Annotated in this window: 14 protein-coding genes; 6 read left to right on the top strand and 8 right to left on the bottom strand. The window is 63.9% G+C overall.

The features are described 5' to 3' along the window. Positions 1-293 precede the first annotated feature (293 nt). Positions 294-644: a hypothetical protein gene (locus U4Y90_RS34720; RefSeq protein WP_321801531.1), complete on the top strand. Its 351-nt coding sequence runs from the start codon at positions 294-296 to the stop codon at positions 642-644. 197 nt (positions 645-841) lie between these two features. On the opposite strand, the gene U4Y90_RS34715 is transcribed toward U4Y90_RS34720, so the two are convergent. The 4 genes from U4Y90_RS34715 to U4Y90_RS34700 form a co-directional block, all read right to left on the bottom strand. Then, positions 842-1,783 carry a diguanylate cyclase gene (locus tag U4Y90_RS34715; protein WP_321801530.1) on the bottom strand — a complete coding sequence of 314 codons (942 nt, stop codon included), beginning with the start codon at positions 1,781-1,783 and terminating at the stop codon, positions 842-844. Positions 1,784-1,802: 19 nt separating this feature from the next. Beyond that, positions 1,803-2,426 carry a chemotaxis protein CheC gene (locus U4Y90_RS34710; protein WP_321801528.1) on the bottom strand — a complete coding sequence of 208 codons (624 nt, stop codon included), beginning with the start codon at positions 2,424-2,426 and terminating at the stop codon, positions 1,803-1,805. Continuing rightward, entirely contained in the window at positions 2,419-2,787 is a 369-nt protein-coding gene (locus U4Y90_RS34705) for a response regulator (RefSeq protein ID WP_061164258.1), read from the bottom strand. The genes U4Y90_RS34710 and U4Y90_RS34705 overlap by 8 nt, the downstream gene beginning before the upstream one ends. Positions 2,788-2,895: 108 nt before the next feature. Continuing rightward, positions 2,896-3,096: a hypothetical protein gene (locus tag U4Y90_RS34700; RefSeq protein ID WP_321801525.1), complete on the bottom strand. Its 201-nt coding sequence runs from the start codon at positions 3,094-3,096 to the stop codon at positions 2,896-2,898. Between the two features lie 497 nt (positions 3,097-3,593). Between U4Y90_RS34700 and U4Y90_RS34695 the strand changes: the two genes are divergently transcribed. Both U4Y90_RS34695 and U4Y90_RS34690 read left to right on the top strand, forming a co-directional pair. Continuing rightward, positions 3,594-5,870: a hybrid sensor histidine kinase/response regulator gene (locus tag U4Y90_RS34695; RefSeq protein ID WP_321801523.1), complete on the top strand. Its 2,277-nt coding sequence runs from the start codon at positions 3,594-3,596 to the stop codon at positions 5,868-5,870. Positions 5,871-6,049: 179 nt separating this feature from the next. Then, positions 6,050-7,429: a hypothetical protein gene (locus U4Y90_RS34690; RefSeq protein ID WP_321801521.1), complete on the top strand. Its 1,380-nt coding sequence runs from the start codon at positions 6,050-6,052 to the stop codon at positions 7,427-7,429. A 72-nt stretch (positions 7,430-7,501) separates the two neighbouring features. Here the strand turns inward: U4Y90_RS34690 and U4Y90_RS34685 are convergent, their stop codons facing one another. Further along, entirely contained in the window at positions 7,502-8,053 is a 552-nt protein-coding gene (locus U4Y90_RS34685; RefSeq protein ID WP_321801519.1) for an NADPH-dependent FMN reductase, read from the bottom strand. Between the two features lie 430 nt (positions 8,054-8,483). Here U4Y90_RS34685 and U4Y90_RS34680 point away from each other — a divergent pair, with 430 nt between their 5' ends. Further along, positions 8,484-8,723 (top strand): DUF4148 domain-containing protein, encoded by a 240-nt coding sequence (locus U4Y90_RS34680; RefSeq protein ID WP_321801518.1) that lies wholly within the window; start codon positions 8,484-8,486, stop codon positions 8,721-8,723. 110 nt (positions 8,724-8,833) lie between these two features. Here the strand turns inward: U4Y90_RS34680 and U4Y90_RS34675 are convergent, their stop codons facing one another. Further along, the gene (locus U4Y90_RS34675; protein ID WP_321801516.1) at positions 8,834-9,814 is read right to left on the bottom strand and encodes an AEC family transporter; all 981 of its coding nucleotides are present in this window, start codon (positions 9,812-9,814) and stop codon (positions 8,834-8,836) included. Positions 9,815-10,327: 513 nt separating this feature from the next. Here U4Y90_RS34675 and U4Y90_RS34670 point away from each other — a divergent pair. Next, entirely contained in the window at positions 10,328-10,897 is a 570-nt protein-coding gene (locus U4Y90_RS34670) for a lipocalin family protein (RefSeq protein WP_321801514.1), read from the top strand. A 4-nt stretch (positions 10,898-10,901) separates the two neighbouring features. Here the strand turns inward: U4Y90_RS34670 and U4Y90_RS34665 are convergent, their stop codons facing one another. Next, positions 10,902-11,123, bottom strand: coding sequence for a hypothetical protein (locus tag U4Y90_RS34665; RefSeq protein ID WP_321801512.1), 222 nt, complete (start codon positions 11,121-11,123; stop codon positions 10,902-10,904). Positions 11,124-11,260: 137 nt separating this feature from the next. Beyond that, positions 11,261-12,715, bottom strand: coding sequence for a sigma-54 interaction domain-containing protein (locus U4Y90_RS34660; RefSeq protein ID WP_321801511.1), 1,455 nt, complete (start codon positions 12,713-12,715; stop codon positions 11,261-11,263). 311 nt (positions 12,716-13,026) lie between these two features. On the opposite strand from U4Y90_RS34660, the gene U4Y90_RS34655 reads away from it, so the two are divergent. Beyond that, positions 13,027-14,427 carry a GntP family permease gene (locus tag U4Y90_RS34655; RefSeq protein WP_321801509.1) on the top strand — a complete coding sequence of 467 codons (1,401 nt, stop codon included), beginning with the start codon at positions 13,027-13,029 and terminating at the stop codon, positions 14,425-14,427. The last annotated feature ends 72 nt before the right edge of the window (positions 14,428-14,499 follow it).

The following is a 14,499-nucleotide window of genomic DNA, read 5'->3' as shown; positions in this document are numbered from 1 at the left end:
GCCGATGCGCGCGGAACCACCTGGCGCTGAGCGGGACGATCGAAGGGAAAAGCCGGCGCAAGCCGGCTGCGACTGCGCCGGAAGCGGCAAAGAGTATATCAATAGTTTGGTTCGGAAGCTTTGAGTGCGATCGAACTTCAGGCCTACGCCCAAAATCGGCCAACCAGGTTCGGCGGGCGATTGTCGACCCCGCTTCGGAAAGTCTGACGCCCGCGAAGCTGCACGTCTGTTCGATAGTAGAATCGGGGCTTGAGCTAAACGAAGACCGTTGTATTCCTTCAAGATTCCTAAAGATGACTCAAAAGAAGAAGTCCAACACACTCCATAGTCACTCAGTCGACGAGCGGAACGCTCCGCCCGAGTCGAGATACAAAGTCGAATGCGTTGTCCCTGCGGAAATCTTTCTGAAGGTTCATACGTGGGAGCAACTCAAGGAAGTGAGTTGGCAGGCAATGTATGACCACATTTTGCGCAGCTATGGAGAGGCGTCGGCGCTGCAATTTAAGGGTTCAAAATCGCCGAGCAAGCACCCGCGCTATAAGGTGGCCGCAAACGCTGTGACACGCGCCAAGGGCCGCGCAGAGGAACTTGGCTGGATTCACCCGCGGCCCTCCTCTCACAAGTTCAGAGATTCAGAAGACTGATGCAGATTTCATTGGGGCCGTAGTCGCTTCGACGGGTTGACACTCAATAAATGGAACGGGAGAGAATGGCCAGAGGAAGGCCGATCGCCGCGTTTCGCAAAGTCTCGGGAAGTGGAGCAACGTGCCGAAGATTGAGTCGGATACGCAACCGGGGCTTGAGCCCTGCGTCGCGACCTTCATGACGCGGTCTTCGCGCCTCAGCCGAACCCCACCGCCCGATTCCGCCCTTCGCGCTTGGCCGTATAGAGCGCCGCATCGGCCTCGTTGATGAGCGCTTCATACGACGACGTCACGCCGCTGCGCGCACGCGCCGCCCCGACGCTCGCCGTCACGGGCACGCGCGCGCCCTGCACGTCGACGGGCGTCTCGCCGATCTCGCGCCGCACTTTTTCCGCGACGATCATCGCGTCCGCGAAATTCGTGCACGGCAGCAGCAGCGCGAATTCCTCGCCGCCGAAGCGCCCGAACACGTCCTGCACGCGCACGCTCTTCGCGACGCGCTCGGCCATCACGCGCAACACCGTATCGCCGACGAGGTGGCCGAGATCGTCGTTGATGCGCTTGAAGTGATCGAGATCGAAAAGCAGCATCGACAGCTCGCCGCCGTAGCGCTGCCAGCGCGTGAATTCGTCGCGCAGGCGCAGCTCGAAATAGCGCCGGTTCGCGATGCCGGTCAGGCCGTCGCGGTCGGCGAATTCCTGCAGCTTCGCCACGGCTTCGTCGCGGGCGCGCTGCATCATGCTCGCGTGCGTCACGTCGGAAATCGTCACGCAGACGGCGCGCACATCGCCTTCGAGCGTGAGCGGCATGAAGGTGCAGTCCTGCTGCATGTAGTCGACGCCGCCGGTGATCGGCCGGTCGTGGTCGAACTTGAAGAGATACGGCCGCTGCTCCCACGAGCTGAACGCAAAGCTGCCGAGCTGGAACACGCTTTCGACCTTGCGCGTGAACCATACGCGCGGCAGTTCCGGAAAGCTGTCGAAAATCGACCTGCCCGTCACCTGCTCGGCCGTTTTGCCGCTGTGATCCTGCATGAACCGGTTCCACATCAGCACGTTCAGATCGCGATCGAGCACGAAGATGCCGAAGCCCACGCGCTCGATCACAAGCTCGGAAAGCGCATGCCGGAGTTCGTCCATGCTCACGATGGCGCCCCGTTCAGAGACTCGACAGAAGCGCGTCGAGCGCCTCGCTCAGATGCATGATGGCGTCCTCGGCCATCAGCATCACGAGATGCGCGCGGAAGCTGTGGTCTTCGAGCGCGAAGTTCACTTCGAGCAGCAGCGCCGTCTTCCACGCGAGCATCGCGGGCTGAAAGACCTCGTCGAGCCCGATCTCCGAGCCGAGCATGCCCGGCGGCGAGAAGATCGGCGAGCGTCCGAGGCGATCGAGGATGCACGACACGCATGCGCCCATCAGCACGGTGGCGACGTCGAACACGAGCTCGGTGCGCGTCGTCGCTTCGTAGGTGGATTTGGTGTACGGATCGTCGACGAGCGCGCACAGTTGATCGACGCTGCCGCTCTTGCACAGCACGATCGCCTCGCCCTTGATGTCCGAGCGAAAGCCCTGGCGCACGGCGGTGACGGTATCGGTGATGCCGGTCATCTCCGCGAGCGCGGCGGAAGCCTCGGCCACGCTGACGACGCGCACGCGCGGCACCGACAGCTCGATGAACGTGCCGAGCAGCTTCGAGAGGCGCGTCGCGGCCTGGCCCATCGCCATGTTGGCGACTTCCTGCAGCGCGTCGCGCTGATCTTCGTTCAGGGCGGCTTCAACCATGGAGACCGTACTCCTTCAAAACGGGACGCAGCGCCTCGGGCGTCACCGGCTTCGGCAGGAACGCGATCGCGCCGAGCGCGCGCACGCGTTCCTGGGCCATCGGCTGCACGTCGGCCGACACGACGATCACGAACGTGTTCAGGTCTTCGTGCTGCAAGGCGTCGAGCACCTGATAGCCCGTCATGTCGGGCATCGTGAGATCGAGGAACATCACGGAGGCGCGGCCCGCCCGGTAATGATCGAGCGCCTCGCGCCCGTTGGTCGCGTAGGAGATCTCGACATCCCAGTCCGGGGGCAGCGCGCGCGTCAGCACCTTGCGCGCGAGCAGGGAATCATCGGCAATGACAATCGGCAACGGCATGGTCGGCAGGATCTTTTAGGCTGATTTCGGGCTGAGGGCGGCGCGTCGATATACACGACAGGCTCTCGTATGGATTACGGCAATCGCGCGGCGAACTTTAGGCGATATTCACGGCAGAACCGGCGTGAGCCCTTTGGCCCGGCGGGAATGCGGGCGCTGTCGCAGATTCAGTTCGGCGGCGATGAGCCAGGCGCGACGCCTGTGGACGAACGCGCGCCACGCGGCGGGCGTGCGCTGATTCATCGGCGTGCCCGCGGCACGCGATGCATGTTGGCTCTCGATCGGCGTCATGTTGACTGCCCCGTGCATGATCCGGCGGTTCCGGACCGTGGCCTTCTTCTCCTCGCTCGGTCGCGCTGCCTGCCGGATTCTCGTCCGCCCAAGCTGTACTTCCCCCGAAGCGCGCCGCGAGGCTGCTTGTGTTCTCCGGCCAGCGCTCTGAGCGGCTTGTCAGGTCGGAGGATTGCATTGTCTGACTATCAGAATGTCAAAGCAACTCGCCAAAGCTCAATGCGGGAATTGCTTTCATTAAATTACCTTCGAATAGAGTGAATTTAACTCGCCACCTTCTGATGAGATAGGGTCTCATGCTTTTGTGTACGTTTGCGCTTCCAATAATCTCGCTAACTGCGCGGCACGACTGAGCTTTTCCTCGACGCGCCGCGTGCCGCGCGACCTTCGTTCGGCACGCTTCGTGCATTCTATTCGTGTTTGCACCGTTCACATTCGGCAAGCCCGGCACACATGCGCGTCGGGATCGACGGAAGGCGCGGGATTCGCGTAAGTTTTCCAATTCGCTGCCAAAAATGACGCTGCAAGTTGACGAGTCCGATGCCGATCCCGCCACACGAGCATGGCAGGAGGAACCGCCGTTTCCGGTCGTTCCGGAGCGCAACTTCGCCGCGCAACGCATCACGCTCTATGCACTGCTCGTCGCGGCAATCGTGCTGCCCTGCGTGTATGTCGTGCTGACCGCCGTCACCGACTACCACGCGCGCGTCGCCGATGCCACCGAGGTCGTCGCGCGCAATGCCCGGGTCGCGGAGGAGCACGCGCTCAAGGTCTTCGATCTCAACGTGACGCTCAACGAGCGCATCGTCGATCTTCTCGACGACCTCGACGCCGGCGCGATCCGGCGCGAAAGCGCCACGCTCCACCAGCGCCTCAAGACGATCAGCGACACCTATCGGCAGGTCGCGGCGGCATCCGTGTTCGGCGCCGACGGCAAGCTGCTTGCGACGAGCCGCCTCTGGCCGACACCCGATATCTCGGTCGCGGACCGCGACGACTTCGACGGCTTGCGCGCCGGCCAGAACATCCAGCAGATTTCCCGCGTGATGATCGGCCGGGTCGCCGGCGAGCAGGTGTTCAACACGGCGATCGCGCGGCGCACCGTGACGGGCAAGTTCGACGGCATCGTGTCCATCGCGCTCCGACCAGCATATTTCGGCGCGTTTTATCGCGAGTTGATCGGCGATAACCCGAGCGTCTCGCTCGGCCTGTCGCGCTCGGATGGCGAAGTGCTCGCGTGGTATCCGCCGCGGCCGCCGGAGCGCATGTCGCTCGCGGCCAGCTCGCCGCTGCGCGAGGCGTATCGCGAAGGGCACCGCAGCGGCGTCGTGAAAATGATTTCCGGGCTGGACGATCAGTTGAAGATCGTCGCGTTCCGGCGCGTCGGCGCTTATCCGGTCTACGTGTCGAGCGGCTACCCGATCGCGACGATCTGGTCGGCCTGGTGGAAGCATCTGAGCGTGCTCGCGCTCTCGATCTTCGCGCCGTGCGTCGTGCTGTGGGGCGTGATCGCGCAGTCGTTGCGGCGGCTCGCGACCGAGGAGGAAGCGTGGGAGCGCTGGCAGGCGGAAGCATCGATGCGCCGCTCGATCGAATCCGCGTACCGCCAGGCGCGCAAGATGGAGGCGCTCGGCAATCTCGTCGGCAGCGTCGCGCACGACTTCAACAATCTGCTGATGATCGTCTCGACCAATGTTCAGATCGTGCGGCGGCGCGGCGCAACGGGCATCGACCGCGAGCTGACGGCGATGGAGCGCGCGTTGAAAGGCGGCCAGTCGCTGACTCGGCAACTGCTCGGCGTCGCGCGCAAGCAGCCGTTGCGCAGCGAGATCATCGCCATCGGCAAATGGGTGCCGGCCGGGCGCGAGTTGCTGCGCGCGTCGCTCGGCGCGAAGGTGGCGCTCGATGTCGAGGTCGCGCCGGATGTGTGGGCGATTCGCGTCGATCCGGCGGAGCTCGAGCTTGCGCTCATCAATGTCGCGGTGAACGCGCGCGACGCGATGCCCAACGGCGGCACCTTCTCCGTGCGCGCCGGCAACGTGCGCTTCCGCCGCGAAGACGGCTTTCCGATCACCGGCGAATTCGTGCAGATCGCGCTCGAGGACACCGGCTTCGGCATGAGCGCCGACGTGCTCGGGCGCGCGTTCGAGCCGCTTTTCACGACCAAGCCGAAAGGCATGGGCACCGGCCTCGGCCTGCCTCAGGTGTTCGCGTTCTGCGAGCGCGCGGGCGGGCTCGCGACCATCGACAGCGCGATCGGCGCGGGCACCGCCGTGCGCCTGTATCTGCCGCGCGTGGCGGCGCGCGCAACCGGCGCGGCCGCCGCGGAGGAACAGGCGCCGCCGCAGGAAGCGGATGGCCTGCGCGTGCTGCTCGTCGAAGACAACGAGGAAGTCGCCGCCGGCACCGAGGCGCTGCTCACGATGATGGGTCACCACGTCACCTACGCCTTCAACGCCGATACCGCCGCCACGGTGCTCGAAACCGCACGCGCCAATGCCGCGACCGATTTTCCGTTCGATGTGGTGCTCTCGGACATCCACATGCCGGGGAAGATGAACGGCATCGATCTCGCCGAGATGCTGCAGCACTTCGAACCGCGCATCCCGGTGATTCTCGTCACGGGCTACGCGGAAGAGCTCGATCGCGCGCGGCAGGTCGGCGCGCGCGTGCTGTCGAAGCCTTTCGACATCGCGCTGCTCGACTCGCTCCTGCGTGCGATCCGCGAGCGCGCGAGCGAACCGGGCGCGGCGTCTTCCGAAGCGCGCGCGGCACGCTCCGTCGATCGATGAATCGGCGGCAACGCGATCGACTTTTGCGCGCGCGTTTGTAAAAGCGCCGCCTTGCTGTTGCACGCTCTCCTGCGTGCGCCGGTCCGCGCGCATCCGGCACGCGAGTTGCGTGGAGACCGTCACACGCGGCGACACGGTGTCGCCGATTCCCGGAATCCGCCCATCCGCAGGAGACGACCATGCGACACACCGTCATCGGAGTTTTCGACACCTATGCACAAGCCGAAGATGCGCGCTCGGCCCTGATCGCCGCCGGCTTCCCGCGCGCGGATATCGAGCTCCAGGCCAACCCCAAGCGTGACGACGCCGCCGCGCCCTCCGACATGCCCGATGCCGTGACACACCAGGAGCCGGGCGTGCTCGCGAATATCGAGCGCTTCTTCAGCATGCTCTTCGGCGGACGCGATCAGCCGCCTGAAGTCGCGCATTATTCCGAAGCCGTGCGGCGCGGCGCGATCCTCGTTGCCGTTGATACACCGAGCGTCGAGCAGGCCGACATCGCACGCGCGACGCTCACCGATCAGGGCGCGGTCGATATCGACGAACGCGCGGCGAGCTGGACGACCCTCGAGCACGGCGCACCGGACACGTCCGCCACCGCCGCCAATGAGCGCGACCATTCGGTGCTCGACGAACTGGGTCTCGGTCGCGGCAGCGCGGTGCCTGGGCGCGAGCCGGTGAATGAACCCGAGATGCCGCCATCGCGTGCGCGGGCTTATCCGCACGCTGATGTCGACGATCCGGCCGCCGTGACGCCGCGCGATTACGTCAGCGATCCCGCCGACGATCCGCTCATGCCGCGCGGCGGGATGCAGTCGCAATCGCAGTCCCAGTCACAATCGATGATGAGCGACGCCGAGCGCGCCGCGCGCGATCCGCTCGCCGGACGCGATCCGGTGACGGGCCGTGATCCCTACGCGACGACCGGCATCGATCCTCTCGCCGATCCGCTCGGCGGCATGCCCGCCGATCCGCTCGCGCCGCGCACCGAACTCGCGGGTGAATCGCTGACGGAACGCGACGCGCTGGCGGGCCGCGATCCGCTGCGCACCGCGAGCGACGCGCCGATCGAGCGCGACCCGCTGCCCGGCGTGCGTACCGACATGGCGTCCGAATGGCGCTCGGTCGAGCCGCTCAGTCCGCTGGACGAACCGGCGGCGCCATATCAGGCCGGTGCGGCACGCGCGGCGGGAACGTCGCCCGATCCCGTCATTGCTTCCGCGGGAACGCAGGAGGCGGGTCCGGTCGGTCCCGCTCCGACGGCGACGCCGCAGACAGTGCCCAACGAGTATATGGAGTACGAAGAGGATTTCCGCGCCGATTACGAATCGAAGTATTCAGCGACGGGCGAGCCCTACGAGGACTATCAGGGCGCGTATCGCTATGGTGCGACGCTCGGTAACGACGATCGTTTCCGTAGCCGCGCCTGGGACGATCAGATGGAATACGAGATGCGCCGCGACTGGGAAACCAGGCATCCCGAAGGCGACACGTGGGAGCGCTTCAAGGCGGCGATCCGCCACGGCTGGGACCGCGTGACGGGACATCATCACGTCTGACCGAGTCGTTAAGCGAAGCAGACGAGTACGGCCCGCTCGTGCGGGCCGTTTTTTCGTGCAGACGGCGAGCGCTTACGCCGCCCGGTCGCGCACCCACACGACGTACTTGTCCACGAACGTCTGCAAGAACTTGCGCGTGTCCTCGCTCACGATGTTGCCGCCCGCGTCGATGCGCTTTTCGTCGTGCTTGAGGTACATCTCCGGCTGATTCATCAGCGCGATATCGAGATACGCGCACACGCCACGCAGATGCGACTGCGCGATCGCCGTGCCGATCGCCCCGACCGACGTCCCGATGATCGCGCCCGGCTTGCCGCCCCACACGCTCTTCCCCCACGGGCGCGAGCCCCAGTCGAGCGCGTTTTTCAGCACGCCGGGAATCGAGCGGTTGTACTCCGGCGTGACGATCAGCAGCCCGTCGGCATCGGCGATCTTTTGCTTGAACGCGCGCGCGACTTCGGGAAAGTCGCTGTCGTAGTCCTGGCTGTAAAGCGGCAGGACGCCGATGTCCAAAAACTCGAAGGAAAAATCGCTCGGTGCGAGTGACACGAGCGCGTGCGCGAGTTGTTTGTTGAAGGAATCCCGCCGCAGGCTGCCGACGACCACCGCAATCTTCAAAGCCATAACAACGTCCCCCGTAAAAGGATGAAGAGGTGGAACCCGGACGATGAACCGGTCCGGGAGCGCCGTCTCCTCGACGACGCGCGTGAACATGATAGGCGCATCGCAAGGCGATCGTCCTCGACGCGTGCGGAACGGTCGTGGACTATTTTTGTGATGAAACGAGCAATCTACCTCGCACCGCGACGCAGCGCGGTTTGCAGCGAGCTATCCCCACGGTTATCCACAGAAACTGTGGATAAGTTGAGAGTAACTTCTATTCCGTTTAGTTTTTGATTCGTAAACGAAACATGACGCTCCGGAATCGGGCGGGCCAGCATTCATGCGCTTCCGACAACAATGTGTTGGCTCAATCGGTATTTTTGTCCAATAGGAATACTCCTAGACTGCCTCTCAAGCGTCATCCGACGCACACGCATCCAGGAGGCTTCAAATGAAGAACGCACTGATCGGTGGTCTGCTTTTGTCCACGTTGCTCGCCACGGCACCTGCTTTTGCGCAGTCGGCGTATGCGGGCAAGACGCGCGCCGAAGTGAAAACCGAACTCGCGAACGCGCAACGCGCGGGCGATCTGGATGCCGTCAACTCGCTGAGCTACCCGCAACTGCGCCCTTATCAGGAACGGCACGCGCAACTTCGCGCCGACGCGCGCGACGATGTTCGTACGCGTTGAGCAGCACGTGACAAAAACATCAGAGGAAGCAGTCTGAACTGGCCCTCCTCCACCGTCGAACAGAAGGTGGTTGCGCCCGGTGCACCCGCGCCGGGCGCTTTTTTGCGCAGTCAAAGCATCGCGGTCAGACAAAGCGTGACGGTGATCAGGGAAACGACCGTCGAAAAGAGAATCGCGCTCGACGTCACGCCGCCCTCACGCCGATAAAACTCCGCGAGCATGAACGGACCGGTGCCTGTCGGCAGCGCGCTCAGAATCACGGCCGTCTTCGCCCAAAGCGGCGGCAGCGCGAACAGATGAAACGCCAGCCACCAGGTCAAAAGCGGCTGGGCAACCAGCTTGAGCGCGACGAGCACACTCGTCGTCCGGACATCTCGCGCCTCGCCTTTCGCGCCGAGAAAAAGACCCAGCGCGACGAGCGCGCAGGGACTCGCCGCGCCACCCAGCAGTTTGAGCAGCGCCTCGGCGCCTTCGGGCACGTGCGCGCCGGAGCCGCTCAGCAACGCGCCTGCGACGGGCGCGATCAATAGCGGATTCTTCGCGAGCGATTTGGCCACATGCCCGAGCGTCGCGGCGATGTGCTTCTCGGTTTGCAGTCCGAGCTCGATCAACACGATCGCCACGGCGAACAGCACGCACACGGTCATGATCGTCGCGATCACGGCGGGCGCGAGGCTTTCCTTGCCGAACGCAAGCAGACAAAGCGGCAAGCCGACGAAACCGGTGTTCGGATACGCCGCGTTCAATCCGTCGATGCTCGCATCGGCGAGATGACGCGACTGCATCAGGCGCACGATGAGCGTCAGCAGAAAGACCACAGCCGAGCCGATGCCGAACGCCGCGATGAACGCGGGTTGATCGAGCATGCTCCAGGGCGTCTTCGCCATGATGTCGAAGAGCAGCGCGGGCAGCGCGAGATAGACAACGAAGCGGTTCAGCTCCGATGCGGCGGGGGGCCCGAGCGTCTTCAGCTTGCGGCATGCATAACCCGCGAAGATAAGACCGAAGACCGGCAGGATGATCGTGAAGAGCGGGGAGATCAGCGAAGGCAACGATGCGAATGCTTGAGGCAAGAAAACCGGCGAAGGCATGAGACAACTGCTTTGAGCGTCAGATGGAAGAGCGTGAGGATACTCTCAGTCAAAAAGGTGAGACGATCCGGGAGCTCCGCGACGGTGAGTCGCCCGATGCGTACGCGGCTCACTCTTCGGCGGATCATCGGGAGCGCGAAGCAACGTCGGCATCTCAGTCACATTGTTAAATGGGCGACGCAAGCCATTGTTAATTAACAGGTTCGACTTTTCGCCGGCTGCTGCAGCGCAGCATGGTTCGCGCGCCGATCGACGGCGGTTCGCGATCCGCTACGCACCGGTGAAGCGACGGTGTTCCGGCAAAGGTGAGGTTGTTCGGGAGTCGGAAAAACGCCGTGTCGGCCTGCCAGGGCTCCGGGATAAAACCCAATCAGGACAGCCACTTGCGGCTCGCGAGGAATTTCCCGCCCGCAATCGGCAACGCCGGAAGGTGAGGAAATTCGGGAGCCGCGCGCGGACGGAACGAAGCTTGCTGCGTAGTGAGCCGTCGCACTTCTCACCCAGCCGGGCAACATGAATATCCGAAGACCTTGGGCATACGGCGCCGCGGCGCTGGCTTTGATCGGCGGCATCGCCACCTTGTTTGTGTACGCATCGAGCGGAGCGCGCAAAAGCGGCAATGACAACGTGCCCGAACCGTCGAAGGCCGTCGATCTCGATCGCTATCTCGGCCACTGGCACGAGTTCGCGCGCTACGAGAACCGCTTCGAGCGCAACTGCGAAGCCGTCACGGCGAACTACGCGCGTCGCGAGGACGGGCTCATTTCCGTCGTCAATGCATGCAGGCAAGGCGGGATGACCGGGCCGTACCGGTCGGCGGAAGGACGCGCGAAGATCGTCCCGGGATCGAACGGGACGAAGCTGAAGGTGTCGTTCTTCGGCCCGTTCTATGTCGGCGACTACTGGATCCTCGATCACGCCGACGATTACACGTGGTCCATCGTCGGCGAGCCGACCGGGCGTTATCTGTGGATTCTGACGCGCGAGGCAAAGCCCTCAGCGGAGTTGCGCCGCACGCTGATCGAGCGCACGCGCGCGCTCGGCTACGACGTCACGATGTTGCGCGAGACGCAGCAAGGTTGACCGGCTAACCTCCCTTGCAAGCGATGAGCAGCGCGTTCTGATTGTTCTCTGTCGACTGGCCGAGCACGTCATAGCCGCTCGGACAAAGCGCCTTCGCGTTGTCCGTGCAGTTGCTCCAGCCGCCGTAAGCGGGGCACTGGATCTGTTGCGTCGGACGTCCGTCGGCGGAGAAAAGCGGCGGCGCGCTGCTGCATCCGGCGAGCGCCCACACGCTGCCCGCGAGCATGACTGAGAGAGCGATCGTCCTGCCGAATCTCGTCCCGCATTTCATCCGTTACCCCTTTGATTCTTGGTTGTTATTTTCGATTTCCGGAGTATGCCACGCGAAGCTTTCGCGCCGGTTCAGCCTGTTCGCGAAACTCGTCAGACGGCGATTCCCAGCGCCGCGATCTTCTTGTACAAGGTCGCCCGCCCGATGCCGATTCTCTCCGCCGCATCCGCGACGCGCCCGCCGCTCGCGCGCAACGCATCGGAGAGAAAGCGACGTTCGAAATCGGTCATCGCATCGGCATAGGACTGGGTCGGCGCATCGTCCGCGTCGGTCCCGGCCGCTTCGGCCTGCGCCGCGATCGCGACGCGGCCCGCATCGATGAACGCGGAGAGCGCCCGTGCATCGATGTGCTCGGTTTCGGACAGCATCAGCGCACGCTCGAGCGTGTTGCGCAGCTCGCGGACATTGCCGGGCCAGGAATACGCCTCGAGCAACTGCAAGCCGTCCTTGTGCAGCACGAAATGTCCGACATGCCCCGGTCGCGTATCGGCGGACAGATCTTCCAGAATCGCGTAGGCGAGCGCTTCGATATCGGCGAGCCGGTCGCGCAACGGCGGCGCGTGGATCGTCAGCACGTTCAGGCGATAGAACAGGTCCGCGCGAAAGCGCCCTGCCGCGACGAGCGCGGGCAGATCGGCGGACGTCGCCGCGATGATGCGGACATCCGCGCGCACGATGCGGTTCGAGCCGAGCGGCTCGAACTCCTTGTCCTGCAACACGCGAAGGAGCTTGCCCTGAAGCGGCAGCGGCATGTCGCCGATTTCGTCGAGAAAGAGCGTGCCGCCGTCGGCCAGCTCGAACTTGCCCACGCGCCCCTTGCGTTCCGCGCCGGTGTAGGCGCCCGCCGCCGCGCCGAAGAACTCGACTTCGAGCAGCGTGTCGGGAATCGCCGCGACGTTGACGGTCACGAGCGGCTTGCCCGCGCGCGTCGATGCGCCGTGGATCGAGTGCGCGAGCAGTTCCTTGCCGGTGCCGGTTTCGCCGAGCAGAAGCACCGGCGAATCGACGAGCGCCGCGCGCCGCGCCTGACGCTTCACTTCGAGACTGACCGGACTCGTGCCGACGAAACTCGAAAACGTGTACTTCGCGCGCCGCGCCTGCGCGAGCGACTGGCGCGTCGCGATCAACTCCTGCTGCACGCGCGAGTAATGCGCGAAGAGCGGCGTGAGTGCCTTCATTTCATCGAACAGCGCGAAGCCGATCGCGCCGATGGTCGTGCCCGATTCGTCTTTCAGCGGCAATCGCGTGACGACGAGCGGCTCGCGGTCGGTTTCCAGCACATCGAGCAGGATCGGCTTGCCGGTTGCGACCACTTCGCGCATCAGGCTGTTGGGAATCACCGCTTCGCAGTCGAGTCCGATCGCGTCGAGCGGATCGTCGAAGCCGAAGCGCGCCGCGTAGCGCTTGTTGATCCACACGACGCGCGCGTCCGCATCGACGATGAAAGTGCCTTCGCTCAGGTTCTCGAAGGTCTTGAAAAGCGACTCCATCGCGCGGCGCATCACGTCGCTGTAGTCGGCCGGCACGTTGATCCAGTCGTTGCGCATGGCGCCCAAAATCTCCGTTATCTCCATATTGAGACAAATTTCTCAACTTTGAGACGCGCTGGCAATCCGCATCTGTACTAGTCTTTTGCGGTGTCACAGGGCTGCGCGGCACGGTCGAAACGTCTCGATTCGGAGACACCCGGCTGAAATCTGGCGGTGTCATACTTCACCGAAGCCCGTTGCGAATGGGTTTAAGCGCTCTGGCACGAAAGCTGCATACCGCCCGCGCGGTGCGTTATCCACGCACGGTAGCGCTTCCAGAAGAAGCGCGCGGACAACGTTTCAAAGAACAAACCACTCACGGAGACTCAATGTCGTTCCTCATCGTGCTCGCCGCCCTGGCGTTCCTGATGCTCGCCGCCTATCGTGGCTACAGCGTCATTCTTTTCGCGCCGATCGCCGCGCTCGCGGCTGTCCTCCTCACCGATCCCGCCGCAGTGGCGCCCGTGTTCTCCGGCATCTTCATGGAGAAGATGGTCGGCTTCGTGAAGCTGTACTTCCCGGTGTTCCTGCTCGGCGCGGTGTTCGGCAAGGTCATCGAGTTGTCGGGCTTTTCCGAGTCGATCGTCGCGGCCGCCATTCGATACATCGGCAAGTCGCGCGTGAATGCGGTGATCGTCGCGGTGTGCGCGCTGCTCACCTATGGCGGCGTGTCGCTGTTCGTCGTCGTGTTCGCGGTGTATCCGTTCGCGGCTGAGATGTATCGCCAGAGCAATATTCCGAAACGCCTGATGCCGGGCGCGATCGCGCTGGGCGCGTTCTCCTTCACGATGGATTCGCTGCCGGGCACGCCGCAGATTCAGAACATCATTCCGACGACGTTCTTCAAGACGACCGGGTGGGCCGCGCCGTGGCTCGGCGTGATCGGTTCGCTGTTCATCATCGTGGTGGGACTGTCGTTCCTCGAATGGCGCCGCCGCTCGGCGATGGCCAAGGGTGAGGGCTACGGCACGTCGCTGGTGAACGAGCCGGAGCGTGTGGAATCGACGTCGCTGCCGAATCCGTTGCTGGCGATCGCGCCGCTGATTCTCGTGGGCGTCGCGAATTTTGCGCTGACGAAGTGGATTCCGACATGGTACGGCGCGAGCTATACCGTGCCGCCGGAAGTGCTGCCGGGCGTGCATGCGCCGGTGACCACGGCCGTCAAGACGGTCGTCGCGATCTGGGCGGTCGAGGGTGCGTTGCTGCTCGGCATCGTGCTCGTGCTGCTGACCGCGTTTTCGCGCGTGAAGGAGCGGTTTGCGGTGGGTACGCGGGCGGCGGTCGCGGGCGCGCTGCTGGCGGCGATGAACACGGCTTCCGAGTATGGCTTCGGCGGTGTGATCGCGGCTTTGCCGGGCTTTCTCGTGGTCAGCGATGCGCTGAAGAGCATCCCGAATCCGCTCGTCAACGCGGCGATTTCCGTGAGTTCGCTTGCGGGCATTACCGGATCGGCGTCGGGCGGCATGAGTATCGCGCTCGCTGCGATGTCCGATACGTTCATCGCGGGCGCGCAGGCGGCGCATATTCCGCTGGAAGTGCTACATCGGGTTGTGGCGATGGCCTCGGGTGGTATGGATACTCTGCCGCACAACGGCGCCGTCATTACGCTGCTTGCGGTGACCGGGCTTACTCATCGGGAGTCTTATCGCGATATTTTCGCTGTGACGGTCATCAAGACGCTTGCTGTGTTCTTTGTTATCGCGGTTTATTACTTGACCGGGATTGTTTGATTCTTTTTGGGGGCGCGGGGGAGTGCTGGGGTTTTGGTCGTGAAATCCTGCTTTCTTGTCGGTCTATTGGCG

Source organism: Caballeronia sp. J97 (assembly GCF_905220305.1).
In the GTDB taxonomy this organism is placed as follows: domain Bacteria; phylum Pseudomonadota; class Gammaproteobacteria; order Burkholderiales; family Burkholderiaceae; genus Caballeronia.
Note: the sequence above shows the minus strand (reverse complement) of the source record. Positions and strands in the feature narration are given on the sequence as shown.

What these genes read in the sequence shown, in the direction of transcription:
- U4Y90_RS34720 (WP_321801531.1), top strand. Translation starts at nt 294, where the DNA reads ATGACTCAAAAGAAGAAGTCCAACACACTCCATAGTCACTCAGTCGAC.
- U4Y90_RS34715 (WP_321801530.1), bottom strand. Translation starts at nt 1,783, where the DNA reads ATGGACGAACTCCGGCATGCGCTTTCCGAGCTTGTGATCGAGCGCGTG.
- U4Y90_RS34710 (WP_321801528.1), bottom strand. Translation starts at nt 2,426, where the DNA reads ATGGTTGAAGCCGCCCTGAACGAAGATCAGCGCGACGCGCTGCAGGAA.
- U4Y90_RS34705 (WP_061164258.1), bottom strand. Translation starts at nt 2,787, where the DNA reads ATGCCGTTGCCGATTGTCATTGCCGATGATTCCCTGCTCGCGCGCAAG.
- U4Y90_RS34700 (WP_321801525.1), bottom strand. Translation starts at nt 3,096, where the DNA reads ATGCACGGGGCAGTCAACATGACGCCGATCGAGAGCCAACATGCATCG.
- U4Y90_RS34695 (WP_321801523.1), top strand. Translation starts at nt 3,594, where the DNA reads ATGACGCTGCAAGTTGACGAGTCCGATGCCGATCCCGCCACACGAGCA.
- U4Y90_RS34690 (WP_321801521.1), top strand. Translation starts at nt 6,050, where the DNA reads ATGCGACACACCGTCATCGGAGTTTTCGACACCTATGCACAAGCCGAA.
- U4Y90_RS34685 (WP_321801519.1), bottom strand. Translation starts at nt 8,053, where the DNA reads ATGGCTTTGAAGATTGCGGTGGTCGTCGGCAGCCTGCGGCGGGATTCC.
- U4Y90_RS34680 (WP_321801518.1), top strand. Translation starts at nt 8,484, where the DNA reads ATGAAGAACGCACTGATCGGTGGTCTGCTTTTGTCCACGTTGCTCGCC.
- U4Y90_RS34675 (WP_321801516.1), bottom strand. Translation starts at nt 9,814, where the DNA reads ATGCCTTCGCCGGTTTTCTTGCCTCAAGCATTCGCATCGTTGCCTTCG.
- U4Y90_RS34670 (WP_321801514.1), top strand. Translation starts at nt 10,328, where the DNA reads ATGAATATCCGAAGACCTTGGGCATACGGCGCCGCGGCGCTGGCTTTG.
- U4Y90_RS34665 (WP_321801512.1), bottom strand. Translation starts at nt 11,123, where the DNA reads ATGCTCGCGGGCAGCGTGTGGGCGCTCGCCGGATGCAGCAGCGCGCCG.
- U4Y90_RS34660 (WP_321801511.1), bottom strand. Translation starts at nt 12,715, where the DNA reads ATGCGCAACGACTGGATCAACGTGCCGGCCGACTACAGCGACGTGATG.
- U4Y90_RS34655 (WP_321801509.1), top strand. Translation starts at nt 13,027, where the DNA reads ATGTCGTTCCTCATCGTGCTCGCCGCCCTGGCGTTCCTGATGCTCGCC.